The organism is Halarchaeum salinum, assembly GCF_039520965.1.
GTDB lineage: Archaea > Halobacteriota > Halobacteria > Halobacteriales > Halobacteriaceae > Halarchaeum > Halarchaeum salinum.
The window spans coordinates 18,495-43,637 of the sequence record NZ_BAAABL010000045.1 but is presented as its reverse complement, the minus strand read 5'-3'; the positions used below and the strand labels follow the sequence as shown (position 1 = coordinate 43,637).

Annotated in this window: 18 protein-coding genes and 6 pseudogenes; 15 read left to right on the top strand and 9 right to left on the bottom strand. The window is 63.4% G+C overall.

Going from position 1 to position 25,143, the window contains the following annotated elements; all coding sequences use genetic code 11:
- Window positions 1–69 precede the first annotated feature (69 nt).
- The 4 genes and pseudogenes from ABDZ36_RS08625 to ABDZ36_RS08610 all read left to right on the top strand — a co-directional run.
- Window positions 70–663: pseudogene (locus ABDZ36_RS08625) on the top strand (transposase); the annotation flags it as partial.
- A 4-nt stretch (window positions 664–667) separates the two neighbouring features.
- Window positions 668–1,426: pseudogene (locus ABDZ36_RS08620) on the top strand (HAD-IC family P-type ATPase); the annotation flags it as partial.
- A gap of 404 nt (window positions 1,427–1,830) precedes the next feature.
- Window positions 1,831–3,417: a transposase gene (locus ABDZ36_RS08615; protein ID WP_188870785.1), complete on the top strand. Its 1,587-nt coding sequence runs from the start codon at window positions 1,831–1,833 to the stop codon at window positions 3,415–3,417.
- A 365-nt stretch (window positions 3,418–3,782) separates the two neighbouring features.
- Complete coding sequence (locus ABDZ36_RS08610; RefSeq protein WP_211312468.1) at window positions 3,783–4,964, top strand: tyrosine-type recombinase/integrase; 1,182 nt, start codon at window positions 3,783–3,785, stop codon at window positions 4,962–4,964.
- A 234-nt stretch (window positions 4,965–5,198) separates the two neighbouring features.
- On the opposite strand, the pseudogene ABDZ36_RS08605 reads toward ABDZ36_RS08610, so the two are convergent.
- Window positions 5,199–5,574: pseudogene (locus tag ABDZ36_RS08605) on the bottom strand (nickel pincer cofactor-dependent isomerase, group 22); the annotation flags it as partial.
- 66 nt (window positions 5,575–5,640) lie between these two features.
- Between ABDZ36_RS08605 and ABDZ36_RS08600 the strand changes: the two are divergent.
- On the top strand, window positions 5,641–6,939 hold the full coding sequence (locus ABDZ36_RS08600) for an IS4 family transposase (RefSeq protein WP_211312469.1): 1,299 nt from the start codon (window positions 5,641–5,643) through the stop codon (window positions 6,937–6,939).
- On the opposite strand, the pseudogene ABDZ36_RS08595 reads toward ABDZ36_RS08600, so the two are convergent.
- Both ABDZ36_RS08595 and ABDZ36_RS08590 read right to left on the bottom strand, forming a co-directional pair.
- Window positions 6,932–7,099 (bottom strand): annotated as a pseudogene (locus ABDZ36_RS08595) (nickel pincer cofactor-dependent isomerase, group 22); the annotation flags it as partial. The gene ABDZ36_RS08600 and the pseudogene ABDZ36_RS08595 overlap by 8 nt on opposite strands.
- A gap of 9 nt (window positions 7,100–7,108) precedes the next feature.
- A pseudogene (locus ABDZ36_RS08590) lies at window positions 7,109–7,785 on the bottom strand (IS6 family transposase).
- 60 nt (window positions 7,786–7,845) lie between these two features.
- Between ABDZ36_RS08590 and ABDZ36_RS08585 the strand changes: the two are divergent.
- Window positions 7,846–7,944, top strand: a pseudogene (locus ABDZ36_RS08585) (IS6 family transposase); the annotation flags it as partial.
- Window positions 7,945–8,055: 111 nt separating this feature from the next.
- On the opposite strand, the gene ABDZ36_RS08580 reads toward ABDZ36_RS08585, so the two are convergent.
- The 6 genes from ABDZ36_RS08580 to ABDZ36_RS08555 form a co-directional block, all read right to left on the bottom strand.
- Complete coding sequence (locus ABDZ36_RS08580; RefSeq protein ID WP_211312470.1) at window positions 8,056–8,631, bottom strand: nucleotidyltransferase family protein; 576 nt, start codon at window positions 8,629–8,631, stop codon at window positions 8,056–8,058.
- On the bottom strand, window positions 8,628–9,764 hold the full coding sequence (locus ABDZ36_RS08575; RefSeq protein WP_211312471.1) for an XdhC family protein: 1,137 nt from the start codon (window positions 9,762–9,764) through the stop codon (window positions 8,628–8,630). The genes ABDZ36_RS08580 and ABDZ36_RS08575 overlap by 4 nt, the downstream gene beginning before the upstream one ends.
- A gap of 138 nt (window positions 9,765–9,902) precedes the next feature.
- Complete coding sequence (locus tag ABDZ36_RS08570) at window positions 9,903–10,760, bottom strand: FAD binding domain-containing protein (protein WP_211312472.1); 858 nt, start codon at window positions 10,758–10,760, stop codon at window positions 9,903–9,905.
- On the bottom strand, window positions 10,761–13,094 hold the full coding sequence (locus ABDZ36_RS08565) for a xanthine dehydrogenase family protein molybdopterin-binding subunit (RefSeq protein WP_211312473.1): 2,334 nt from the start codon (window positions 13,092–13,094) through the stop codon (window positions 10,761–10,763). It lies immediately after the preceding gene.
- A gap of 17 nt (window positions 13,095–13,111) precedes the next feature.
- Window positions 13,112–13,627 carry a (2Fe-2S)-binding protein gene (locus ABDZ36_RS08560; protein WP_211312474.1) on the bottom strand — a complete coding sequence of 172 codons (516 nt, stop codon included), beginning with the start codon at window positions 13,625–13,627 and terminating at the stop codon, window positions 13,112–13,114.
- Between the two features lie 403 nt (window positions 13,628–14,030).
- Window positions 14,031–14,825: an IclR family transcriptional regulator gene (locus ABDZ36_RS08555; RefSeq protein WP_211312475.1), complete on the bottom strand. Its 795-nt coding sequence runs from the start codon at window positions 14,823–14,825 to the stop codon at window positions 14,031–14,033.
- Between the two features lie 431 nt (window positions 14,826–15,256).
- On the opposite strand from ABDZ36_RS08555, the gene ABDZ36_RS08550 reads away from it, so the two are divergent.
- From ABDZ36_RS08550 to ABDZ36_RS08510, 9 genes are read left to right on the top strand one after another with little or no spacing between them, the layout of a single operon-like run.
- Complete coding sequence (locus ABDZ36_RS08550) at window positions 15,257–16,948, top strand: ABC transporter substrate-binding protein (RefSeq protein WP_211312476.1); 1,692 nt, start codon at window positions 15,257–15,259, stop codon at window positions 16,946–16,948.
- Window positions 16,945–17,973 carry an ABC transporter permease gene (locus ABDZ36_RS08545; protein WP_211312477.1) on the top strand — a complete coding sequence of 343 codons (1,029 nt, stop codon included), beginning with the start codon at window positions 16,945–16,947 and terminating at the stop codon, window positions 17,971–17,973. Before ABDZ36_RS08550 ends, ABDZ36_RS08545 begins: the two co-directional genes overlap by 4 nt.
- Window positions 17,970–18,875, top strand: a complete 906-nt coding sequence (locus ABDZ36_RS08540) for an ABC transporter permease (RefSeq protein ID WP_211312478.1) — start codon at window positions 17,970–17,972, stop codon at window positions 18,873–18,875. The genes ABDZ36_RS08545 and ABDZ36_RS08540 overlap by 4 nt, the downstream gene beginning before the upstream one ends.
- Complete coding sequence (locus ABDZ36_RS08535) at window positions 18,872–19,966, top strand: ABC transporter ATP-binding protein (protein ID WP_211312479.1); 1,095 nt, start codon at window positions 18,872–18,874, stop codon at window positions 19,964–19,966. Before ABDZ36_RS08540 ends, ABDZ36_RS08535 begins: the two co-directional genes overlap by 4 nt.
- On the top strand, window positions 19,963–20,991 hold the full coding sequence (locus tag ABDZ36_RS08530) for an ABC transporter ATP-binding protein (protein ID WP_211312480.1): 1,029 nt from the start codon (window positions 19,963–19,965) through the stop codon (window positions 20,989–20,991). Before ABDZ36_RS08535 ends, ABDZ36_RS08530 begins: the two co-directional genes overlap by 4 nt.
- Window positions 20,988–22,400, top strand: a complete 1,413-nt coding sequence (locus ABDZ36_RS08525) for a dihydroorotase (protein ID WP_211312481.1) — start codon at window positions 20,988–20,990, stop codon at window positions 22,398–22,400. Before ABDZ36_RS08530 ends, ABDZ36_RS08525 begins: the two co-directional genes overlap by 4 nt.
- On the top strand, window positions 22,373–23,665 hold the full coding sequence (locus tag ABDZ36_RS08520; RefSeq protein WP_211312482.1) for a M20 family metallo-hydrolase: 1,293 nt from the start codon (window positions 22,373–22,375) through the stop codon (window positions 23,663–23,665). Before ABDZ36_RS08525 ends, ABDZ36_RS08520 begins: the two co-directional genes overlap by 28 nt.
- 13 nt (window positions 23,666–23,678) lie before the next feature.
- A complete protein-coding gene (locus ABDZ36_RS08515) occupies window positions 23,679–24,095 on the top strand; it encodes a DUF3830 family protein (protein WP_211312483.1) in 417 nt (138 codons plus the stop codon).
- Window positions 24,055–25,011, top strand: coding sequence for a D-2-hydroxyacid dehydrogenase (locus tag ABDZ36_RS08510; protein ID WP_211312484.1), 957 nt, complete (start codon window positions 24,055–24,057; stop codon window positions 25,009–25,011). The genes ABDZ36_RS08515 and ABDZ36_RS08510 overlap by 41 nt, the downstream gene beginning before the upstream one ends.
- Window positions 25,012–25,143: the final 132 nt, after the last annotated feature.

Here is a 25,143-nt window from a genome sequence, read left to right as displayed (position 1 = left end):
CTAAGCTAGTAACGCTCTATAACAGTTAGAAACTCTACTATAGTGTGTGAAGACTTCTATGACACCCTCGACCTTCAGCGACAGGAACTCGACGTTCTCGTCGAGTTGGAGTTCGACCGCAAACGCGGTTCCTCGGCTACTGCAACGAAGCAGTTCAGGCTGGTCGGATTACTCGACGAAGGCAACGATGAGTACCACCTGTACTTCACGAATCTGCCGCGCAGCGACTATCCCGCGCCCGATATCGCACAGCTCTATCGGGCGCGGTGGGAAGTGGAGTTGCTGTTCAAGGAGCTGAAATCGCGGTTCAGGCTTGACGAGATCAACACGACGAAGCCGTACATCATCGAGGCGCTGATCATCATGGCGGCGATCTCGTTGATGATCAGCCGCGAGATCATCGACGAACTCCACGAACTGGAGGCGAAGCGATGTGACGCCGCGGACGCCGACGAGTCGGCGTCGCGGCTCCCACCTCGTCGTGGGTCACTAGCTGTTGAACGCCACGCACATCTGATCCAGTTGTACCTGATGCTGGAGTTGGGCTACGAACTGCCGGATCTGGACGAGCTGTTGCTGTGGGCGTCGCGGAATCCAAATCCACACAGGGAACGGTTACGCAGAGAGGTTGAATCGGGTGAGTTCGCTTTTGATCGCCACTAAACTAGAACGAATGGTCGGTGGGCCGAACCTGTTGACCCAGCTCGATAGCGAGATCCCCGCCCATCTCCAGCGCTTCGCTGACGAGGCGGGACAGAACGCTCAAACGGTGGTGTATCTCGTTCGTGACAGTGAGTTGATCGCCGCGTTCGCGATGGCCGACGTAATCCGTGAAGAGAGTTTCCGCGTCGTCGACGCCCTCCACGATCTGGGAATCGAAGTGGCGATGCTGACTGGCGACTCCCAGGACGTCGCCAACGCTGTCGCTGACGAACTGGGCATCGACACGGTGTTCGCCGAGGTCCTCCCCGAAGACAAAGACGAGAAAGTCCAGGAACTCCAAGACCAGGGGAAGCTCGTGGGGATGGTTGGTGACGGTGTAAACGATGCGCCGGCGCTGACGCGAGCCGACGTCGGGATCGCCATCGGGAGCGGCACCGACGTCGCCGTCCAGTCGGCGGATGTCATTCTCGTGCAGAACAACCCGATGGATGTAGTGCGACTCGTGAAACTCAGTAAGGCGAGCTACCGGAAGATGCAGGAGAACATCGTCTGGGCCGCCGGCTACAACGTGTTCGCGATTCCGCTCGCAGCAGGCGTGTTGGCACCGATCGGGATTCTGCTGTCTCCCGCTGTGGGTGCGCTTCTGATGTCGTTGAGTACAGTAATCGTCGCCATCAACGCGCAACTGCTCCGCCGGGTGGATCTATCCATCCCCGAGCTTCCAGGAGTGACACCATCCACTAGCACCCAAACTGCAGACTGAAACTCTGCCTGATCGCTTTAGGAGGGGTTTTTCGATTGCATACGGTTGGTATTCGGAATCAGAAAATCGGTGCAGTTTGGATAGATGGCACTCTGTAAACCGATTTAACGGGCTATAGATGCCAGTTTTCCCACTCACGCCGCGCCTCTTCTTGAGAAGCTGGTTGTCCTCACACGAGTTATCTCAGCATAGTTGATTCCAGAATCTCCCGACCAGTTTCTCACCCTCAACGTCGAGCAGGATGATTGAGTCATCATCAATGAAGGTGTTAGCTATGAGTGAACGAAGCGTAGCTGCGAGACTTACAGAGTACTTGTTTGTGCTGACCGATTCAACAGCAGCGGTTCCTGCGCAAAGAGGATGGGATCGCGCCGCTTGTGTGACTGGCTGATGGGATAGCTCACATGACTTCTCAGGAGCACCGATTGACCGACGCCTACCTTGTCGGGTTGACACTCACAGAGGCACTCAAAGCCGATCAGTCCCTCTGCACGGCTCTTCGAACTCTGGAGGGGCCGTTCGATTCGCTCAATGACGGCTACCCAGAGTGGCATCCAGCACCGCACTCGTTCGAGGGGATGGTACGCTTGTTACTCTACCGCGAACTCACTGGCGAAAGCTACCGTTCGCTCGCCCAGTATCCCGAACTCGCAGTTGTCTTCGACTTGGAGAAAATCCCCGACGAATCGGTGCTCTCGCGGACCTGGCGTAACCGGTTCGACGAGGCGACCCGGGAGTTCGTCACCACAGCCGCCCACTACGTCATCAAGGAAGTCCACGATCGCGACATCTCAGCGCCGGAGGTGCGGCCTAAGGCAGAGATCGTCGACGATGAGCAAGAAGCCGCAGATCCAGTAGAAGACAAATCCTTCTCACAGAAGGAGATCATCCAGACAACGCGCCTCGCGCGTGATCACGCCTTCGGTCACTTCGACTCTGGTCGGGCGTCGAACGCCTCGTACGAGGACACACAATTCTTTGAGCTACAGACGTTCATGGGGATGGTCCACTGTGGAACTGCGCAGGGAGCGACTCGCTTCCAATATCGCCATGGCGAAGAGTACAGCCCCCATGGTGATACCCACCTCCGCGCCGTCAAGCAGTTCGATCCCGAAGAACTCGTGAACGGATTCAACGAGACAACGGATCGCTTGCTCTCCGTGATCGCCTCGGAAGCATCCTTTCGAAGGCCGGTCACCGCTGCAATCGATATCACGACTATTCCCTATTACGGAGAGGTCGAAGGAATGCCGATGGTCAGCGGGACCAAGGACAGAGACGGTCGAGCATTCAAATTCGCAACCCTCTCGATCATCGGGCAGAACATCCCGCTCGTTCTGGCGGTTGAGCCGGTCCGTGAGAGTTCCGAGTGGGATGAGAACCCGTCGAATCAGATCCATCGTACTGTGCGACGGCTCGTTCGACGAGCGAAAGAACAAGTTCCGATCGAGACGGTGCTGTGTGATCGAGAGTTTGACTCGATACAAGTGTTCCAGACACTCTCAAACCTCGATGTGAACTACCTCATTCCGAAGCGAGTCTCAAGCTCCGAACGGGATGTGCTCGAACAAATGGAGGGAGACGACCAAGAGGTGGCTGTTGAGTCGGCTTCTATCCATGTAGAATCTGGATCGCATCCAATGCGGCTCCTGTACGTGCCGTCGACGAGTGGGGAGGGAACGGCCGTCTTCGCGACGAATCTACGAGTCGGTCCTGAGGAAGCCGAGACATTCTGTCAGCGCTACAGCCGCCGGTGGCAGATCGAGAGTGAGTACAAATCGATCAAAGGTGATTTTCTCGCGAAGACCTCCTCGAAAGACTACCGCATTCGTTTGTTCTACTTCGTTTTCGCGGTCCTCTTGTACAATATCTGGCGGCTCACCGACTTCCTGCTGAAAGCGAGTGTGGGAGGTGAGATGGACTACGCACCTGTGATTACTGCGGGTGAGTGTGTTGAGCTCGTTGCCTCGTCGTTGATTCCACACGACTAACCGGCTGATCCCCCTGAGTCCGCCGTTTGGGAGTGACAACCCTAATCAGGAGCGGCAGAATCTACGCAATTTCGCACGTCCGCCCAGTAGATGCGATCGGTAAGGATCCAAATCAGGACTGGTCGGTGAGAAGAACCACGAAGTGATGTTAATTCGATCTGAAACTGGGCTATCCTCCGAAACTGTGGGAGCGATTGGGCGAAGATTCTGTATATCGACATACGATTTACTAGACTTAATACTGCGCCCGCGGCGCCGCTACTCGCCGAAAACACGGGATTGGGGCGAAACGGTTTTGGTTTGTCTTAGAAGAGTAAGACCAACCAGATTTATTGTGTGGCCGACCGTGGGGGTAGGCACAGAACGTGGCTCCAACTCAGACCGGTGATGACGGGCGCGACCCCCAGGGAACGCGCCTCGAAGACGCCATCGACCGACGCCTCCGCGGCATCGACTCGGATCGCTACCGGGAGAACACCGCGACTGTCCTCCGCGAACTCGCCGCCTGGCTCCGTACTCACCGCGACGTCGAGACCGTCGAAGCCGTCGACGACGATGACTGCCGACGCTGGGTGCAGGCGTACCTCCACGATCGCGTCGTCGACGAGGCCCACCCCCTCACCTTCGACACGGACCGTGACTTTTCGGCCGCGAGCGCACACACGTACTACAACATCGCCCGGGCGTTCTTCTCCTGGTGTGTCGACGGCGAGCAGCTCCTCGCAACGAACCCGATGCAGCCCGACCGCGTCAAAGACGAACTCCCGGAAGACACAGAGGAAGTCGAGCAGGGCCAGCAGTTCTGGTCGGCTGACGCTCGCGAGGCACTCCTCCGCTACGTCGACACGGAGGCACACAACGCCCTGGACGACGAAACACGCGAGCACGAGCGGGCGTTCCGCGATCGGGCCATCGCTTACCTCCTCGCGGACACGGGCGCGCGTGGCGCCGAACTCTTCGCCGTCTCGGGTGACTCTGACCGCAACGGCATCCAGTGGCGTGACCTCGGCGACGGGGCTATCCGTGTCCTGGGGAAGTCTCGCGACCGCGAAACCGTGCAGTTCCCGCCGACGACGCGGAAGAAAGTTGACCGCTACCGGCGCGTTCTCGAGCCCGCCTCGGAGGACTGGCCCGTGATCCCCACGGCCGACGCGACGAGTAAGTACCGTGCCGTCCGGCAGACACTCGCCGACCGAGAGTTCAACGCCGAGGAAATCGAGACCATTCTCGACAACGCCGCGGATATCGACGAAGTCCTCCGCGAGTACGACGTCGCGCCGCCAGCGCTCACAACCGAGGGCGCCCGCCGCGTGATGCGCCAGCTCTGCGAGGACGCCGGCCTCGCCGTCGACGGCGAGTACCTGAAGCCGCACGGCGGCCGTCGAGGACTCGGCCACCGCGCATACACCGAGCTGTCGGCCGAAGACGCTCAGAACATCCTCCGGCACCGAAGCATCGAGACGACTCACGCATCCTACACTGAAGCCAACACCTCCGACCTCTCCGAGGACGTCGACGACCTCCTCTACGGAGATGACTCAGCATAGATTGTGTCGACGTTGTCGGATTCACTTCCGTCCCCGATCACGAAGCATTCGGGGTGTGAAGGGCACAGCACGTCTCATTAACCGTAAACGACAGGGCTCTCCCCTCGAAGAAGGACAGCCTGAAGCTGGTCGGTGCCCGGACTATATCACGATTTCGTCAATCGTGACCCAACTCAACGGCGACCCGCTGTCCCCACATGAACGTAGAACGACCGGCTCCGGCGGTGACGTCGCTCAGTCGTAATGGAACGACGGTGCAGCGAGATCGCCATCTACGAACTCGAGTGGTGCCGGTTCCTTGACGACACGGAGATCATCACGGTCGTACGCCTCCTCAACGAGCGCGCCCGACCGTATAGACGACCGAGATGTATCGTGTCGGGTGCTCGGAGCAGACGGACTGTCTCCGGGTCGACGACGCCAATCGTCGAGAGCGGCGCCACAATTCCCGCCTTATCCGTACCAACGACCGGCGGGAGACGCACACCGCGCGTCGTGCTCGCTGTGATTGCGCTGATAGCGTTGTCGAGCTCTCAAATTCCGCCGCAATATCGTCGTGGACGAAGTCAGCTGACCCCATCCCCATCCCCATCCATCCGTGTTCGGTTAAGCGGAGAAACCGACAGACAGCGCTCAAGTGACGAAGCTATCGTTGTAGACCGCGTGGGGAGAGAATGTGCTAAACCAACTCTCCCCAACTCTCATACGACGGCGGTTGACTTCCCTGTTTCCCACTGAGCTAATCGAAGACATCGCGCGCGAGCGCGATGTCGTCCAGCGTGATCGGAAAATCGACATCACGATGCTCGTCTGGACGCTCATCATGGGCTTCGCCGTCGACGGCGAAGCCCGAACTATCGCCGGCTTTCAACGAGCGTACTCCGCAGCAACCAACCAGACCGTTGCCCGCTCAAGCTTCTACGACCGGTTCACGCCGGCCCTCGCAGCACTGTTGAGCGACCTCCTCGAGCACGCTCTCGAGGAGGTCGTGGTTCCTCACACGATCGCGCCACAGTTCGAGCTGTTTCGAGACGTACTGATCGCCGATGCAACCGTTCTCAGGTTGCATCGGCTCCTCGATGCGTTTCCCGCGACTCACCCGGGTCAATCTGGCGCGAAGCTCCACGTCGTGCAGAACGCGACCAAGCAGACGATCGAGCAGTTCCAGCTCACCGACGAACGCACCCACGAGAGCAGCCAACTCCGCACCGGGAGTTGGCTGCGAAGCCGGCTGTTACTGTTCGATCTGGGCTTCTACAGTTTTCGCCGCTTCGCGTTGATCGATGAGAACGGCGGGTTCTTCCTGAGTCGGCTGAAGTCGAACGCGAATCCGTTGATCGTCGGAGAGCGACGGAAATGGCGCGGGCGCGCCATTTCCTTGCCAGAGCGTCGTCTTCGGGACGTTCTGGGAGATCTCAGTCGGGAGATCATCGACGTAACCGTGGAGATAGAGTTCAAACGGCGGGCATACGCTGGGAAGCAGTCAACGGATTCGATGGAGTTTCGCGTCGTCGGTGTCCGCAACGAGGACACCGACGACTACCACCTGTACGTGACGAATCTGCCCGATGAGTTCACTCCAAGGCAGGTCGGGGCGCTGTACGGGTTGCGGTGGGAAGTGGAATTGGTGTTCCGGGAGCTGAAGTCGCTGTATGGGCTGGAGAAATTCCAGACGAGTGACCCAGCGATAGTCGAGCTGTTAGTGGTGGCGGCTCTGCTGACTCTGACGGTCAGCAGAGCCTTGCTCGGGGTGTTTCAGGAGCTGTTCCCAGAGACAGTGTTTCCGCGAGAACGCTGGGCGAAGACCTTCCGGTCTCTCGCCCAGCTCATCCTCGACGATCTGGCCCAGTCGTTGGGCCATCCACCGCCGAACCTGTCGGAGCTGATGTTTCGTGACGCCCGCCAACCAGAGAAATCGCGGCTCTTACTCAGCGAACGAGTAGCTGAGGCCTTCAGGAGGCGATCCAGTGCTTAACCGAACACCAATGCATCCCCATCGCATTCCCATGCGTCGTCTCCGTCAGTCCTCTGACGTAGATTCGTTTTATGCTAGGAAGGTCGGGTTCGGGCTCGTTGATTGCGAACGGCCGGCGTCCGATGACATTCGTGTCTATTCCCTGTCCACTAATGTCCTTAGGCACTGTCTAGTTTAGAACTTCCTCTGCTGGCGTTCTTCCATCGAGCGATTGATGCGGTCTCTGGTGGTTGTAATAATGCACAAACTATTCAAACTATTCGTGTGCACTCGACCGACTGCCCACCCACGAGTTATGAAAACGATCGATACGCATTTTGAGGGTGTGGAACCACTTTTCGATGAGGTTCCGGTCGGTATAGTCCACCCGACCGTTCAACCTAATCGAGCGAGGGCAGTCCGATAGCCAAACTGATCAACGAGAAACACCGTGTCGGAGAGATCGTGTTTCTCGCGGAGCCCGTGCAGAAACGCAGCCGCCGGATCAGTGCCATGCCGTCCAAACAACTCAACGTCGAGAATCAACTTCGTGTCGAGGTCAATTGCAGCGTACAACCAAGACCACTCGCCGTTGATCTTGATGGCGGTCTCGTCAACCGCGACCCTTGACGGCTTCGCCGTCGGCGGGTCGCCAACGCTATCAGATACGCGATGTACCCACTGAAAGATCGCTTGATGCGAGCGTTCCACGCCGAATAGCCGAAGAATCTCTTTTGTCTCCCTAAGTGAGCAACCGGTCGCGTGGAGGCGGACGGCGAACGCCCTGACGGGCGTCGCCGTCCGCTCACGCTCCCAAGATTCTTCTAAATCCGCGTCATAGCACTCGCTGAGCAGGTCTGCGAGCATCTTGACCAACTCACTCAACGACCTGCTCGTCCCTCAAACTAGCTTAACTAGACAGTGCCACGAATTTCCTGTTTCTCAAACTGTTTCAGCAACGCCGACGCAGAAACCGTCGACGATTGGCTCAGATTATTCAGGTTCGCGTGGAATCAACGTCTCTGAACACTACCCACACAACTCACGCCAAATATAACGTGATCTATAACATCAATCATCATAGAAGTGATGTAGAACGACGATCGGCCACTGTATCTGGTAGGACGGCGCGGGTCACTACTCGAGGTCCGCGAATGTGTCGACATCCGCGTGGATTCCGGGGTCGTCAACGGCAAGTCGGGCGACCGTCAGAGACCCGAAAAGTGCACGCGCACCCGTGTCTCCGGTGAGCGTGTCGAACTCGTGGAGGGCGCGCGCGTCGAACGCGACCGGGTTCCCGCGACGGCCATCGAAGGTGGGGACGACGGCGGGTTCGTCACGTGTCGACGCCGCCTCGATGAGACGAGCGTATGTCGCGTGAGCCACCCACGGCATGTCGCCGAGCGCGAACAGCGCGTGCGTGGCGTCGCGTTCGAGCGCCGCACGCGCGCCGACGCTCGCTGACGTACTCTGCCCCTTGCGATAGTCTTCGTTCCGAACCACGTCGAGGTGGTCGGCGAGCGGGCCGAGCGCCGCGAGCACGTCCTTGGCGTCGTACCCGAGGACGACGACGCTCTCCTCGACCGGTGACGCGAGCAGTTGGCGGGTCGCGCGCCGGACGATCGGCTCGCCGGCGATGGGTTGGCAGAGTTTGTTCCCGCCCTCGAAGCGCGAGCCCGTGCCGGCCGCGAGCAGCACACCCACCGACGTCATGCGATCTCGGGGCGTGCGTGGATCGGCCCTGACCCCTCGGCGAGCCGACCGCCGTCGCGGTCGTTGTGGACGGCGAGGAGTTCGCTGACGATGCTGAAGCCGATCGCTGTCGGCTCATCTCCACCGAGATCGAGTCCGCACGGCGCCGCGATCCGTGCGTCGTCGGCTGGATCAAGCGGTCGGTCCATCGCCTCGTGGAGTTCGCGAAAGCGTGACCGTGGCCCCAGCACGCCGATGTGTGGGATATCGGTGTCGAGGAGCGACTCGAGCGCGAGGCGGTCGTCGAGGAAGTTATGTGACATGAGGACGGCATACGTATGCGCGGGCGCTTCAACGAGAGTGTCGAGGTCGTTGGGACGCGTTGAGCGCACATTCGCGGCCGCGGGAAAGCGTTCGGCGTCCGCGCGGGCGCCGCGTGCGGTCGCAACGCGGACGCGGAAGCCGGCGCGCGCGGCGAGCGACGCGACGGGATTCACGTCGGCCTGGCTCCCGAAGAGCAAGACGTCTGGCGTCGGCGTCAGGTGATTCGCGAAGACGCGCACGTCGCCACCGGCCGTCTCGATGTCGACGGTGACGGCGACACCGTCCCCTGCATCCGTGAGCCGGGACCTGACGCTCTCAGTGACTGCATCGGGGAGCGGAGCGCGTGCCGTTGTGGCAGTGTCGGGGCCGAGCACGGTCCGGTCGCCGATGTCGATCGCGGGATCACGCGAACTGACGGCGGTAAGCACCGTCACGGGACGCTTCGCGTTGAGCGCGTCGAGGGCAGCCGTGAAACTCGCGTCGAGCGGTTCGACGAGGATGTCGACGACGCCGTTACAGCCGAGGCCGAGCCCCCACACGTCGGCGTCGTCGTCCCGGAGGTCGTACGTGTGCACACGTGCGCGCCCGTCGACGATTGTCTGTCGCGCGGCCTCGACGACGGAGTCCTCCAGGCAGCCGGCGGTGACCGCGCCGCGGCTGTCGCCGTCCAGTTTGATGACCATCCGCGCGCCCGGTCGGCGATAGCCGGAGCCCTCAACGCGTACGACGGTCGCGACGACTGCGTCCGAGTTCGCGTCTACGTGCTCGCGCATCGACCGCCGGATGCCGCGTCGCGTCGCACTCCACGGGTCAGATAAGTTCTGCGTCATTATGCTAGTCGTTTCGCGTACTTCGAGACGTATATTTTCACTGGTGGCTTAAAATACGCTCTTCGTCTCCTCTAACCGGATTTTTCATACATACGGCCTCAGAGATAGTGGGGTGTACCGAGGCCCACGGAACGGCCGTCACGGCGACGCGGTCGTCTGCTTGAGGGCCCGACGACAGTATGACCGGACGAGTTGACGCCGGTAGCGCCCCGCAGCCGCAGCGTCGACGACGAGTGAGGCGGGATCGACGTCGCTGAGCGCCGCATCAGCCGCCTCCGCCGCTGGGAGGTCGTTCGCGGGTTCGCCGACGAGTCGCTCCTCGACCGCGGGCAGGCGTATCGGGTACGCCTTCGCCCCGTTCGCGGCGACGCGTGCGGATCCGACGACGCCGTCTACGATGTCGAGCGCGACGGCGACGCTCACCACCGCGTAGCCGGAGTACTCCGAGGTCCGGATGTAGCCGCTCCGATCGGTGTCGGGGAGTACGACCTCGGTGACGAGTTCGTCCGCCGCGAGCGCGATCTCACCCGACTCGCGGAACCACTCGTCCGCACCGATCGCCCGCGTGCCGTCGAGGCTCCGGGCGACGATGCGCCCGCCGAGCGCGAGGAAGGCGGCCGGCGCGTCGTACTTCCGGTCGGCGAACACGAGGTTGCCCGCGATCGTCCCGCGGTGTTTCGCCTGCCGATCGCCGACGGAGTCCGTCGCAAGTGCGAGCGCGCGGGCGTGCTCGCCGACTGTCTCCGAGTCCGCGATTTCGGCGTGCGTCGTCAGCGCGCCGAGGCGGGTCTCGCCACCGTCGTGCGTGATCCCGGAGAGGGAGTTGATTCCGGCGATGTCCACGAGTTGCTCCGGCGTTTCGAGGCCGTCCTTCAGCGCCGGGATCAGGCTGTATCCACCGGCGAGAATGCGCGCGTCCGACTCCGCGTTGAGGAGGGCGAGCGCTTCATCGACGGTGTCGGCCTGCACGCGCTTGCCCGCGTAGCGGACGGGCATCTATGGCTCCTCCCCGATGGCGTCCCATACCTTTGCGGGTGTGATCGGGAGGTCGGTGATCCGGACACCGACGGCGTCGTCGATGGCGTTCGCGACCGCGGGGGCCGGCCCGAGGACGGAGACCTCGCCGACGCTCTTCGCGCCGAACGGCCCCGTGGGCTCGTGCGTCTCGACCAACTCGACGTCGAGGTCGGGGAGGTCGGGCGCGTGAATCACCTCGTAGTCGCGGAGGCCGCGGTGCTCGGGGACGCCGTCCGCGTCGTGCGTGATCGCCTCCGAGACGGTCTGTCCAAGGCCCATGACGGCGCCGCCGACGACCTGCCCGCGCGCGCCCTCGGGGTTGATCACGGTGCCGCAGTCGACGGCGTTTGCGAGCCGGACGACCTCGAACTCGCCGGTTTCGGTGTCGACATCGACGACCGCGAGCTGCGCGGCGAACGGCTTCGGCGAGAGCGCGGTGAAGTGCCGGCCGCTCGCGGTGAGGCGGCGCTTCGGCCCCGTCTCGCCGATGAAGGCCTCCTCCGCGAACTGGCCGAGCGTCAGCGACTCGCCACTCGGGAGGCGGATCTCCCCTTCGACGAACTCGATGGCGTCCGCGGGGACGTCGAAGCGCTCGGCAGCGAGGTCGCGAACCTGCGCGGCGAGGGCGCGCGCGGCCTTCTCGGTCGCATTTCCGCTCACATACGTGGTGCTGCTCGCGTACGCGCCGTTGTCCCACGGCGTCGCGTCGGTGTCGTCGGCCTTCACGTGAACCGAGTCGACGTCGAGTCCGAAGACGCCGGCGGCGAGCTGCGCCATCACGGTCTCCGATCCCTGCCCGGTGTCGCCGATACCGACGCGGACGGTGAGCGTGCCGTCCGTCTCGAGCGTGATGTGAGCGCGCGCGAACTCGCTGTTCGGCACGCCCGACTTCGCCATCGAGAGCGCGACGCCGTAGCCGCGCCGATAGCGCTCCTCGTCGGGCTCGTCGGGGCCACCGTCCCAGTCGACCGCCGCGCAGACGCGATCGAGGCAGTCGCCGACGCCGACGGATTCGAGGAGTCGCTTGCTCTCGCTGAACTCCGGCTCGAAGCTCTCGTCGCCCGCCTGCACGAGGTTGCGCCGCCGGAGCTCGACGGGGTTCATGTCGATGGCGTCGGCGACTTCGTCCATATGGCTCTCGATTCCAAACGTCCCCTGGACGGCACCGTAGCCGCGCATCGCACCGCCGGGCGTGACGTTCGTGTAGACCGCGCGCCCGGTGAACAGCCGGTTCTCGCAGGGGTAGAGCGACATCGGCTCGTGCGCGGAGTTCGACAGCACCGCGAAGCCGTGACAGCCGTACGCACCCGTGTTCGAGGTGACGTCGACGTGCATGGCGGTGATCGTCCCGTCCTCGCGGACGCCAGTCTTAACGGTGACGTCCTGGGCGTGACGGGTCTGGGAGACGTGGAGGTCCTCCGAGCGCTCGTTGCGCAGACGGACCTTCTCGCCAGTTTCGAGCGCGAGCGCGGCGCTGAGGAACTGGTTCGGGAGGACATCCTGTCTGACGCCGAACCCGCCGCCGACGCGGGGCTTGATGACGCGGACGTCCGTCCGGTTCAGGTCGAACGCGCGCGCGATGGTGTCGCGACAGATGTGCGAGACCTGCGTCGTCGTCCGCAGGACGAGGCGCTCGCGCTCGTCGATCCACGCGATCGACGTGTTCACTTCGAGTGGGAGGTGCTGGACGACCTGCGTCTCGTACTCGCGCTCGACGACGGTGTCGGCCTCGTCGAATCCGGCGTCGATGTCGCCCTCCTCGTGGCGGGCCTCGCAGACGACGTTCCGCTCGGGGTCCGCGCCCTTCTGCTCGTTCTCGTACACCGCGGGGTGAATTGTCGGCGCGCCCGGTTCCATCGCCGCCTCTGCGTCGAAGACTGGGGCGCGGACATCGTACTCGACATCGATAGTGTTGATCGCGCGCTCGGCAGCGTCCGCGGTTCGCGCGGCGACAGCAGCGACGGGTTCACCGACGAAGCGCACCGTCTCGTTCAGCACGCGCTCGTCGAACGGTGCGGGAGCGGGGTAGGGGAAGCCGGTGCGCGTGATGTGTTTCTCGGGGACGTCCTCGTGGGTGATGACGGCCTTCACACCCGGGATGGCTTCGGCGGCCGCGGTGTCGATGGACACGATGTGGGCGTGCGCGTGTGGACTCCGGAGGATGCGACCCGCGAGCGCGTCGGCAGTCGGGACATCGTCGGTGTAGCGGGCGTTTCCGGTAACGAGCCCCCAGCCGTCAACTTTCTCGACGCTCTCGCCGACCGGGGAGTGTGCGTCGGCGAACTGAGTGGTGGCCTCCGTGTCGTCCGCCATCTCGTCGCCTCGGGACGTCACTGTTCGGCCTCCATCGGCTCCGTCTGGTCGAGTCGGCCGGCCGCGTCGCGGATCGCTTCGAGCTGCTGGAGATATCCCGTGCACCGACAGACGTTGCCACTCAGGGCGTCGGCGATCTCCACGTCGCTCGGGTCGGAGTTGTGCTGAAGGAGGTGGTAGGCAGCGACGAGCACGCCGGGGATGCAGAAGCCACACTGGGCCGCGCCGTGTTCGAGGAACTCCTCCTGGAGCGGGTGGAGATCGCCGTCGTCGTCGAGGAGGCCCTTGACGGTCGTAATGTCCGCGCCGTCGCAGCGCGCTGCGGGGGTGAGACACGAGCGCGTTAGCTCCCCGTCGTTGAGGAGAACGTTGCACGACCCGCAGACACCCTCGTCACAGCCGTTCTTCACCTCGTAGTGGCCGGTGCTCCGGAGGCTCTCCATGAGCGTCGCTCCGGGCTCGACGTCGAGGACGTCCATCTCGCCATTTATACCCACTCGGATCGAGTCGGTCGGTTTGTCGCCACCTATCATTACTGCTCATACACGACACTATATCGAATTAAAACTTTGGGTACTATCCCATTTAACAGATATAGGTTCGAGATTGATCAAATAGGAGCCGAGAGAGAAAACGTTTGCTGTAACTAATCTGGCTATGTGAAGCGGCGCATGCCTAGACACGAGAGAGTAGCGGGCGTAAACGGCCAGTATAGCCGTCTCACAGATGGTGTTTGAAATAGGCGAACGTCTTCTCGGTAAGGCGACTCCACCACAAACCGGTCTGTACCGCGCCGACGACGGCGCGTGTTTGCGTCCGCGTGGCGACCCCAACGACTGACGCGACGCACTGAGCCGTGCTTTACGATTATATTGATGTAATCACCTCTCTGTGACGTTGGATGGGACGCCGTTCGTTTATCTCGAACACATGCGGTCAGGCGTGGCTGTTCATGTTGAGGCTGACCTCGACGACGTTTGCGGCGCGGGTGACGCGCTCCGGAAGTTCCTCGTGGAAGCGCTCGTCGCGCATGAAACTGGCCGGGCCGGAGACACTCAGCGACCCGAGCACCTCCCCCTTCGGATTGCGTATCGGCGCACCGATCGCCCGGAACCCCTCGATCTCCTCGCCGTCGTTGTACGCGTATCCACGCTCACGGATCGCCTCGAGTTCGGCGAACAACTCGTCAGCGTCCGTGATGGTGTTCGCCGTGCGCGCGGGGAGGCCGTAACTATCGACAATCTCCTCGACGCGCTCGCGCGGGAGGTAGGCGAGGATGGCCTTCCCGGAGGCCGTGTAGTGGAGGTGGTCGCGGTGCTGGGGTTTCTCCGACTGATAGTCGTCGCTGATGCTCGTCTCCCCCTTCACCTGATAGAGGTTGACGCCGTGGCCGTTCTCCTCGGTGACGATGTGCGTGTACTGGCCGGTCTCCTCGGCGAGTTCGTCCACCTCTGGTTTCCCGTACTGATAGAGCGGGCTCCGGTTCCGGGCGTACTCACCGAGCACGAAGAACTTGAACGCGATCTCGTACGCGCCGTCGCGCTGGACGAGGAAGCCGTTCTCCTCGAGCGTCTTCAGGTGGATGTAGGCCGTGCTCTTCGAGAGATCGAGGTACTCAGCGAGCTCCGTGACGCCGACGCTCCCGCGCTCGCGCACGACCTCGATGACCTGCGTCGCCACCGTGACAGTCTTCAGTGTCCGCGGACTCCCGTCCTCGTCGTCCGTGCTCATACTCGCCCCGAGCGACTGCACGCATATCAATGTTCGGCTATTTCAACCGTGATCGACAGTCTTCCAGACATACGGAGTGTTCTAACCGTGGTTATCGGACGTATGACGTTCATAGTGGTTCGTTCTGGACGTGGCGGCGCCATCGGGTCCGACTGGCGTTCAAGATGTGCGAACGCATCGGTCGCCAGTGTGAGCCGGTTCGAGCGCGCGAACGGCAGTATAAGGAATGCATATTCCCCTATCAGATACCAGGGGATTTCACGACCGGGGACTGTTATTACAGGTGCTGCGTAAGGCTTTTCAACCATTGGTCGAAAGTGGACCAACGTGTTCGAAACGAACGCATCCGTCGAAGAAAGTGAGCGGAATCGTGAACAAAACTATTGTTACTCTCGTGCCAGTGTGACAATCGAAACAGTGGGGGATGCACAATGAGCGGCGCCGGGAACGACGGGCGAATCGACCCGCGCGACCTCACCTCACGGCGCTCGCGGCGCGGATTCCTCGCCGGACTCGGGGCCGTCGGCGCCGCCGGCCTCGCGGGCTGTACGAGCGACGCGGGTTCGGACGCGTCGTCGGACACCACGACAGGTGCCGGGGGGACGACGACGTCGCAGAGCGGGTCGACCCTCACCGCGAACATCTCCCAGCGCCTCGGAACCATCGACCCCGCGAAGGGGACGGACTACGTGCAGGCGATGGCGCTCGTCAACCTCTATGATCCGCTTGTCTTCCCCGATAGCGAAGGGAAGATCCAACCCCATCTTGCGAGCGACTGGACGGTTTCCGAAGACAGCATGACGTATACGTTCACACTCCGCGATGACGTGACGTTCCACAGCGGGAACGCAGTCACCGCCGAAGACATCAAGTTCACGTTTGAGCGGTTCATGGACCTCGGGCAGGGGTACTCCTCTCTATTGACCGGCGTTCTCAAGAAGGAGAACATCGTCGTCGAGGACGAGCAGACTATCACATTCCAACTTGATCGGCCGTACACTCCGTTCCTCCCGATCCTCGTCCTCGTGTTCGCTGTCGACAAGAAACTCGTGATGAACAACCTTGAGGACGGCGAATACGGTGAGCGCGGCGACTACGGCCAAGCGTTCATCAACGATAACGACGCGGGCTCCGGTGCGTACTCGCTGGCGGACTTCACGCGGGGTACCGGCATTACCTTCACCAAGTACGACGACTACTTCAAGAGCTTCCCTGACGGTGCGTTCGAGACGGTCAGAGTAGAGATCATCACCGAGAACTCCACCGTCCTCACCCGGATGAAGAACGGGACGCTCGATATGACTGGGCAGTATCAGAGCTCCCAGACGTACAACGCTATCGAGGAGATGGATCATGCCCGTGTCGAGAAGATTCCGACGTTCGGTCTGCTCTACAACAAGATCAACACGCAGAAAGCGCCGACGGATGACCCCGCAGTCCGCGAGGCGATCGCGTGGGGCTTCGACTACGAGCAGGTCGTTGAGGAAATCCGCCCCGACATGCAGAAAGCACAGGGACCGCTGCCGCCGACGTGGGGGGCGCATAAGGAGGACGTCCTCCAGCCGTCCTACGACCCCGAGCGCGCCAAGCAGGTGCTTGAGGACGCCGGATACACTGAGGGCGACATTACGATCTCGAACACGTTCACGTCCTCCTACTCGTTCCAGGAGCGCATCGCACTCCTCTTCAAGGACAACATGGCGGACATCGGGATCAACGTCGAGTTGAACCCGCAGACGTGGGGGACGATCACCGAACTGGCGACGGCACCGGAGAAGACGCCGCACACCAGCCAGGTGTTCTACGTCCCGACCTACCCTTCGGCGGACTCGATGTTCTACAACCAGTTCCACTCGGAGGCCGCGAACACGTGGATGAGCATGGAGCACCTCAACAACGAGCAGGTCGACTCGCTCATCGAGGAGGCGCGCCGGACGCCGGACCGCGAGAAGCGCGTCGAGATCTACAAGGAGCTTCAGAGCGTCCTCGCTGGTCTCTACTGCGACATGCACCTCTACCACACGGTGAAGACAATCGGCTTCCAGAACGACGTCGAAGGACTTACGCTCCGGCCGGCACAGGGCTTCGAATACACCTTCCGTGACCTCCACGCGACCGAATGATCGACCCGAAGCAGGTCGTACAACGCCTCTCGGGGATGGTCGTCAGCCTGCTTGGGCTGTCTGTCCTCATCTTCGTCATCTCGCGCGTCCTCCCGGGGAACCCCGCTCGGATGGCGCTCGGTGCGATGGCGAGCGAGGAGCAAGTGCAGCGCCTCGCCGCCGAGATGGGGCTGAACGAGCCGCTCCCACTCCAGTACGCCGACTACATGCGCCGCCTGCTTGTCGGCGACCTCGGGCAGAGCCTCCAGACGAAGAACCCCGTCGTGCAGGACCTCATGTTCAAGCTCCCGGCCACGCTCGAGCTCATCTCCGTGGCGTTCGCGCTCATGGTGGGGCTCGGTGTCCCGCTCGGCGTGCTCGCCGCCGTCAATCACGGCGGGCGTCTCGACAATTTCACGCGCGTGTTCGCGTTCTCCACAGTGAGCGTGCCGAGCTTCTTCGTCGGCATTCTCTTCCAGCTCCTCTTCGGGTACTTCCTCCAGTGGTTCCCAATCACGGGCCGGGTCTCCCCGGCGGCTACCGCCGAATTCACGCGCGTAACTGGCTTCTACCTGATCGATACCCTACTCGCCGGGTCACTCTCGGCGCATGTCGACGTGTGGGGTCACCTATTATTACCCGCGCTCGCGCTGTCGTTCAGCGGAATGGGGCAAGTGATCCGCATCACGCGTTCAAGCATGATCGACGTCGAGGGAAAGGACTTCATCGAGGTGTCTCGAGGGTTCGGGTTGCCATCATGGATGATAACACACAAATACACACTGAAGAACGCGTTCGTTCCGACGCTGACGATTCTCGGACTTCAGTATGCGTGGCTGCTCAGCGGCGCGTTCATCATCGAGATCGTCTACTCGTGGCCGGGCGTCGCGAAGTACGGGGTTCAGTCCGTCCTCACCTCGGACGTCAACGCGGTTGTCGGTGTGACGATGCTTATTGGTGTCGCGTTCGTCGTCGTGAACTTCTTCGTCGACATCGTCATGGCCGTTCTCGATCCCCGTATCGACCTCACAGGTGATACCACATGAGCACAGATACTGAACCCGCACACGTCCTCAATCGAATCGTCTCCCCTTCGAGACGTGAACTCTGGTACCGCTCGTATCGGCGCTTCGCGAACCAATCGATGAGCATGGTCGGCCTCGGTATCGTCTCGATCATCGTTATCATCGCCGTATTCGCACCGTACGTCGCACCATACCCCGATCAGGTCGGCGCATTCACCGACTTCGCGAACGCCTATCAGCCCCCGACCCTCGCACATCCGTTCGGAACGGACAGTGCCGGACGCGACATCCTCACGCGCATCATCTACGGCTATCGTATCTCGCTGATGCTCGTTGCTGTCGTCCTCGGCATCGGCGTCCCCATTGGCGTGCTACTCGGCCTCGTCGCCGGCTATGTCGGCGGATGGGTCGACACGATCATTATGCGCGTGACGGACACGTTTCTCGCTCTTCCACCGCTTGTGCTCGCACTCGCGATCGCGTCGGCATTCGAGCCGACGCTCGAGATTGCGATGTTCGCTATCGCGTCTCTGTGGTGGACGTGGTACGCCCGCCTCACACGCGGGCTCGCGGCGGGCCAGCGCGACGAAGAGTACGTGCAGGCCGCAGAGCTCGCAGGCGCGAGCACGCCCCACGTGCTCTTTCGCGAGATCCTCCCGAACTGCCTCTCGCCGATTCTCGTAAAGGTGACGCTGGACGCCGGCATCGTCATCCTCACCGGCGCGTCGCTCTCCTTTATCGGGCTCGGCGTCCAGCCGCCACAACCCGGTCTCGGGACGATGGTGGCGAACGGGACGCAGTACCTGCCGGGCAAGTGGTGGATCAGCGTCTTCCCCGGGTTCGCCATCTTCGTCCTCGTCATCGGATTCAACATGCTCGGCGATGGCCTGCGTGACCTCTTCGACGTAGAGGTGGAACAATGAACGACGACGCACTCCTCGATGTCTCCGATCTCTCCGTCGGCTTCGAGGGTTTCGACGGCTACGCGGACGTCGTCGGCGGCGTCGACCTCCACGTCGATCGTGGCGAGGTCGTGACGATTGTCGGCGAGACCGGCTGCGGGAAGTCGGTGACGACGAAGGCGATCACCGGCCTGCTCGACGAGCCGCCCGCCCACGTTGAGGGCGACGTCGAGTTCGACGGGATGGACTTGCACGAGCTCTCTGAGGCGGAGCGCGACGATCTGAACGGCGACCGTCTCGGCATGGTCTCGCAGAACCCGCTCTCGAGCCTGAACCCCGTCTTCACGGTCGGCGAGCAGCTCACGGACACCGCTCAGTTCGGCGGGAGCGACGACGCGGGATTGCTTTCCTACCTCCGGCGGCGCCACTCGCGTTCCGAGCGGTCGGCGGCGCGTGAGCGCGTCCTCGAGATGCTGCGCGAGGTGCAGATGCCCGATCCAGAGGCCGTCATCGACAGCTATCCATCTGAACTCTCCGGGGGAATGCGCCAGCGCGCGCTTATCGCGCAGGCGCTCCTGAACGAGCCGGACCTCCTCATCACCGACGAGCCCGGGTCCGCGCTTGACGTCACCGTCCACGACCGGATTCTCTCGCTCATCACGGACGTCATCGCCGAGCGCGACATGAGTGTCCTAATGATCACGCACGACCTCGGCGTCGCGCGCCAGATCAGCGACCGCATCTACATCATGTACGGAGGTCGTATCGTCGAGTCTGCGCCAACAGAGGAAATCTTCACGGACGCCCGCCATCCCTACACGCAGGGTCTTATCGCGTCCATTCCCCGGCTCTCCGGCGAGCCGATGGCGGGCGGGATCGACGGCTCTGTTCCTGAGTACACTGATCCGCCCACTGGGTGTCGTTTCCACCCGCGCTGTCCGTATGCGGACGAGGACTGCCGGAGCACGGAGCCTCCTCGCACTTCGTTCGGCGAGGACGCACACGCGGTCTGTGTGCGTCACGTCGACGACGGGCCGACGCCAACGATAGCGGAGACGAAGCGCCGCCTGATGGCGGACGACAAAATCACGGAAACGGAGGTGGATCAATGAGCGCGCCGGTTCTCGAGGTGAAGAACCTGAAAAAGTACTTCGAGTCAGGCGGCTGGCTCACGGATGATCCGCCCGCGAAGGCCGTCGACGGCGTCTCGTTCAGTATCGACGAGGGTGAGACGCTTGCGCTCATCGGCGAGTCTGGGAGTGGGAAGTCGACGGTCGCGAAGACCATCATCGACATCCACGAGACCACAGACGGCCTCATTCGCTATCAGGGTGAGGATATCACGAACCCGATCCGCCGCCAGCGCGACACGATCCGCTCGGAGATCCAGCTTGTCTTCCAGGATCCGACATCGTGTCTCAACCCGCGTCGGACGATCAGGAAGACGCTCCTCGTCCCACTGAAGGCGACGGGCGTCCCGCGCGGGGAGCGCGAGGCGCGCGTGAGCGAGATGCTCGAGCGCGTCGGCCTCACGGACGAGTACCTCCACAAGTACCCGCACGAGTTGAGCGGCGGGCAGAAGCAGCGCGTGAATATCGCGCGCGCGCTCGCCGTCGAGCCACAGCTCCTGTTGCTCGACGAGCCGACGAGCGCGCTCGACGTCTCCGTGCAGGCGAAAATCGTCGACCTGCTCGCGGACCTCCAGGAGGAACTCGGCCTCACCTACCTCTTCATCACGCACGACCTCTCGCTCGTCCGGAACTTCGCGGACGAGACGGCCGTGATGTACCTCGGAGAGATACAGGAGCAGGGGCCGACCGAAGAACTCTTCGAGTCCCCCCGTCATCCGTACACACGTGCACTCCTCTCCTCGATTCCCGTGACGTCCGCGGCGGACGAAGCGTACAGGCCGGAGAGCGAACCGCTGCGCGGCGAGGTGCCGAGTCCGCGGGACGTCCCGTCGGGCTGTCGGCTCCACCCGCGCTGTCCGCACGCCACAGAGGACTGCTCGATGCGCCAGCCAGACACACGACACGTACACGACGTCGAACTCAACTGCATCGCCTACGAGGAGGACACCGACGGCTTCGACGGCCTCCTCGACGCCACGAACACCACGCCGGGGGACGCGCCGTGAGCGTCGACCTGACGGTCGTCGGCGGGACGCTCGCGACGGCGGACGGCCTCCGCGACGCGGGGTTCGCCGTCGACGACGGAACCATCGTCGCGGTCGGGGACCCGGACCGACTCCCGGCGGCCGAGCGGACGCTCGACGTCGACGGCCGCCTCGTCCTCCCGGGCGTCGTCGACCCGCACGTCCACGTCGACGGCTTCAACTCCATCGACAGCTACGAGACGGGGACAGCCGCCGCGGCGCGCGGTGGCATCACCACCGTCATCAACTTCGCGTGGCAGACGTGGACGGGCGAGCGCGAGGCCGATGCCGACGGCTCCGTCTGGGCGGACGAGGGGTCGCTCCTCGACGCCATCGAGCGCCAGAAGCGCAAGGCCGAGGGCGCGTACGTCGATTACGGCCTCCACGCGACCGTGACGGCCGAGGACGAGTCCGTCTTCGAGGAGTTCGACGCCGTCGTCGAGGCGGGCGTCCCGACGTTCAAGTTCTTCACCGCCTACGACATCGGCGTCTCGAACGGCTTCCTCCGCCTCGCGTTCGACCGCCTCGCCGACCTCGACGCGGTCGCCGTCCTCCACACGGAGGATGCCGCTGTCTGTGAGGCGTTGACCGCGGAGCGACAGCGCGACGGGCGCGGCGACCCGGTGGAGTATCCCGGGGCGCGCCCGGACTACGCGGAGGCGATGGCGCTCGCGGACGCGGTCACGCTCGCGGACGCCACCGACTGCAAGTACTACGGCATCCATACGTCGTCGCGTGCGGCCGCGGAGGAGCTCGCGGCCGTCCGCGAGGACGGCAGTCAGTTCCGCGGGGAGACCTGCACGCACTACGCGACGCTCACGGCGGACGCGTACGCCGAGCAGGGGATGCTCGCGCTCCAGTCACCGCCGCTCCGAGCTGACGACGACGTGGACGCGATGTTCGAGCACCTCCGCGAGGGAACGCTCGATGTCGTCTCGACGGACCACGTCGCGTCGACGCGCGCGGAGAAGACCGTCGAGGACTGGTGGGAGTGCTCGTTCGGTGTGAACGGCCTCCAGACGAGCCTCCCGGTCTTCCACGACGAAGCCGTCAACGAGCGCGGGCACTCCTACGCGTTCCTCGTGCGCGCGATGTGCGCGAAGCCCGCGGAGACGTTCGGCCTCCCGAAGAAGGGGCGCCTCGTCGTCGGCGCGGACGCGGACTTCGTCGTCTTCGACCCCGAGGAGACGTACACCATCACCGCCGACGAGAACGCCTCGCGCGCGGACTACTCGATCTACGAGGGCCGCGAGGTCACGGGCCGCGTGAAGGAGACGTTCGTGCGCGGCGAGCGCGTCGCGGACGCGTGCGGCGTCACCGCGGACCCGGGCTACGGTGAGTTCCGCGCGCGGAACGTCCCGGAATGGGGTGCACGCGGGGGTGGCGCGTGAGCATCGAGTCCGCCGTCGACGGCGATGCGCTCCGACGCGACGTGGAGCGAACCGCCGCGTTCGGCGCGGTCGACTCGGAAACCGGCCGCGGCCGGACGGCGCTCCCCACGGACGTGGCGAACACGCAGGCGCGCGACTACTTCGTCGAGCGATTAGAAGCGGCCGGCCTCGACGTGCGCGTGGACGCCGTTGGGAACATCGCTGGGTGCTGGACGCCCGAAAGCGCGGATCCGGACGCCGCGCCCGTTGCGACCGGTAGCCACCTCGATTCAGTGCCGCGTGGGGGGATCTTCGATGGCGTGCTCGGCGTCTACGCCGCGCTGGAAGCCGTCCGGTCGCTCCAACGGCGTGACGTCGCGCCGTCGCGGCCAATCGACGTCGTCTGCTTCACTGGTGAGGAAGGGACACGCTTCGCGGATGGCGTCCTCGGCTCAACGGTCGCGAGCGGGAAGCGCGGTGTCGAGGAGACGCTCGCGCTCTCGGACGGGGACGTCACACTCGAGTCCGCGCTCTCGGAAGCCGGCTATCGCGGGACCGGTCGGCTCGACGCGAGCGCGTGGGATTCGTGGCTCGAACTTCACATCGAGCAGACGACGCGCCTCGGAGACGCCGGCGTGCCGCTCGGGATTGTCACCGACATCACGGGGACGGCGCGCTGTCACGTCACCATCGATGGGGAGGCCGACCATTCGGGGACGACGGGGATGGGCGAGCGGCGGGACGCGCTCGCGGCGGCGAGTGAACTCGTGCTCGCGGTCGAGGAACACGCGAGCGACGCCGCCGCCGATGGCAGCGGCACCGCTGTTGGCACCGTCGGCCGCCTCGACGTCGAGCCGAACACCGTCAACGTCGTCCCGGGGTCGGTCTCGCTCCGCCTCGACCTCCGATCGGTCGAGCGCCCCGAAATTCGGACACAGCTCGACACTGTGAAGCGCGTCCTCGACGACCTCGAAACCGAGCGCGGCGTCGAGACGACGTTCGACTGCGACTACGACGTCCCCCCGACGCCGCTCTCGGAGCGCTGCCGGCGAATCGTCGCGGACGCGGCGCGCGCACGCGGCGTCGAGACGGCGGCCGTCCACTCGGGTGCCGGTCACGACACGATGCAGGTCGCCGACGTCACGGATGCGGCACTCCTGTTCGTCGCGTCCGAGAACGGCCACTCGCACTCGCCGAAGGAGTGTGCCGACTGGGCGGACTGCACGGCCGCGACGCGCGTCCTTGCCGATGCGATCGCGGACCTCGCAACGACTGACGACCATTGAGACGACGACACCAATGCTAGAGATCGAAATCGACGATACGACGTTCACCGCAGAACTGCACCAAGACCGAGCACCCGAGTCCGTCGCGGCGGTCCGGGAGTTCCTCCCACTGGAGTCGGAGCTGATGCACGTTCGCTGGAGCGGTATCGCGACGTGGATCAACATCGACGAGATCGACCTCCCGGAGATCCCGCGGGAGAACCACACCGTCTACCCCTCTCGGGGCGACCTCCTGCTCTACCCGGGCTATCGGAACGAGCAGGAGATCCTCGTCCCCTGTGGACCGACGTGCTTCAAGAGCCCGGCAGGGGAACTCGCCGGGAACCACTTCGCGTCGATCGACGCGAGCGCGGAGGAACTGAAGGCGGTCGAAGAGCGGACGCTCCGCGATGGCATGCTCGAGGTCACGATTCGCGAGGTGGAGGAATGACGTCGTCGTCCTTCACGACAAGATCCACGGTCTCGATCCGGCCGACTATGCGGCGACGATTCGCGAGGCCCGCCCCGATCTGGATGTCGCGCTCGCGCGTACGCCCAGCGAGGAGCGCGAACTGCTGATGGAGGCGACGGTCGCCACGGGCTTCCAGATCGATCCCGATCTCGTCGCAGCCTCTGATTCGCTCGAACTGTTCGCGTGCACGTTCGCGGGTACCGGCCACCTGCCTCTCGATGCCTTAGCGGACGCGGGCGTCACTCTGACGAATGCATCGGGCGTGCACGGCCCGAACATCGCCGAGCAGGTGCTCGGGTACGTGCTCGCGGACGTGCGGAACCTCCGGCAGGGGTGGACGCAGAACGAGCGCGGGGAGTGGAACCACTACCAGGGCGGCGAGCTCGCGGGCTCGACGGCGACCGTCGTCGGGATGGGCCCGATCGGCGAGACGATCATCGACCGCTTCGGCGCGTTCGACGTCGAGACCATCGGCGTCCGCTACACGCCCGAAAAGGGCGGGAACGCCGACGACGTCATCGGCTTCGAGGAGACGGCGCTGCTCGACGCCGTCGCGCGCAGCGACTACCTCGTGCTCGCCTGCCCGCTCACCGACATCACCGAGGGCCTCATTGATGAGGAGGTCTTCCTCACGCTCCCGACGGACGCGATGGTCGTCAACGTCGCGCGCGGCCCCGTCGTCGACACGGACGCGCTCGTCGCGGCGCTCCGCGGCAACGATATCGGGAGTGCAGCCCTCGACGTCACCGATCCCGAACCACTCCCCGCCGATCACCCACTCTGGGGGCTCTCCAACTGCCTCGTCACCCCCCACAACGCTGGCCATACCCCCGAGTACTGGGAGCGCTGTACCGACATCCTCCTCGACGCGCTCGACAAGACGTCGCTCGCGTAGCGCTCCCAGCGAGTACCGCTACCCACATCCACCACAGGGGAATGATCCCCGTGACACCGGCTGTTCTCGTTCGAACTATCGTCCAGTATAGGAAGGTATATCCACTCGATCGTGTCGAGGACACTCTGATTC

Excerpts from the sequence above, each read along its gene's own strand:
- ABDZ36_RS08615 (WP_188870785.1), top strand. The coding sequence starts at position 1,831 with ATGACTTCTCAGGAGCACCGATTGACCGACGCCTACCTTGTCGGGTTG.
- ABDZ36_RS08580 (WP_211312470.1), bottom strand. The coding sequence starts at position 8,631 with ATGACGTCGGTGGGTGTGCTGCTCGCGGCCGGCACGGGCTCGCGCTTC.
- ABDZ36_RS08575 (WP_211312471.1), bottom strand. The coding sequence starts at position 9,764 with ATGACGCAGAACTTATCTGACCCGTGGAGTGCGACGCGACGCGGCATC.
- ABDZ36_RS08570 (WP_211312472.1), bottom strand. The coding sequence starts at position 10,760 with ATGCCCGTCCGCTACGCGGGCAAGCGCGTGCAGGCCGACACCGTCGAT.
- ABDZ36_RS08565 (WP_211312473.1), bottom strand. The coding sequence starts at position 13,094 with ATGGCGGACGACACGGAGGCCACCACTCAGTTCGCCGACGCACACTCC.
- ABDZ36_RS08560 (WP_211312474.1), bottom strand. The coding sequence starts at position 13,627 with ATGATAGGTGGCGACAAACCGACCGACTCGATCCGAGTGGGTATAAAT.
- ABDZ36_RS08555 (WP_211312475.1), bottom strand. The coding sequence starts at position 14,825 with ATGAGCACGGACGACGAGGACGGGAGTCCGCGGACACTGAAGACTGTC.
- ABDZ36_RS08550 (WP_211312476.1), top strand. The coding sequence starts at position 15,257 with ATGAGCGGCGCCGGGAACGACGGGCGAATCGACCCGCGCGACCTCACC.
- ABDZ36_RS08545 (WP_211312477.1), top strand. The coding sequence starts at position 16,945 with ATGATCGACCCGAAGCAGGTCGTACAACGCCTCTCGGGGATGGTCGTC.
- ABDZ36_RS08540 (WP_211312478.1), top strand. The coding sequence starts at position 17,970 with ATGAGCACAGATACTGAACCCGCACACGTCCTCAATCGAATCGTCTCC.
- ABDZ36_RS08535 (WP_211312479.1), top strand. The coding sequence starts at position 18,872 with ATGAACGACGACGCACTCCTCGATGTCTCCGATCTCTCCGTCGGCTTC.
- ABDZ36_RS08530 (WP_211312480.1), top strand. The coding sequence starts at position 19,963 with ATGAGCGCGCCGGTTCTCGAGGTGAAGAACCTGAAAAAGTACTTCGAG.
- ABDZ36_RS08520 (WP_211312482.1), top strand. The coding sequence starts at position 22,373 with ATGGGGTGCACGCGGGGGTGGCGCGTGAGCATCGAGTCCGCCGTCGAC.
- ABDZ36_RS08515 (WP_211312483.1), top strand. The coding sequence starts at position 23,679 with ATGCTAGAGATCGAAATCGACGATACGACGTTCACCGCAGAACTGCAC.
- ABDZ36_RS08510 (WP_211312484.1), top strand. The coding sequence starts at position 24,055 with ATGGCATGCTCGAGGTCACGATTCGCGAGGTGGAGGAATGACGTCGTC.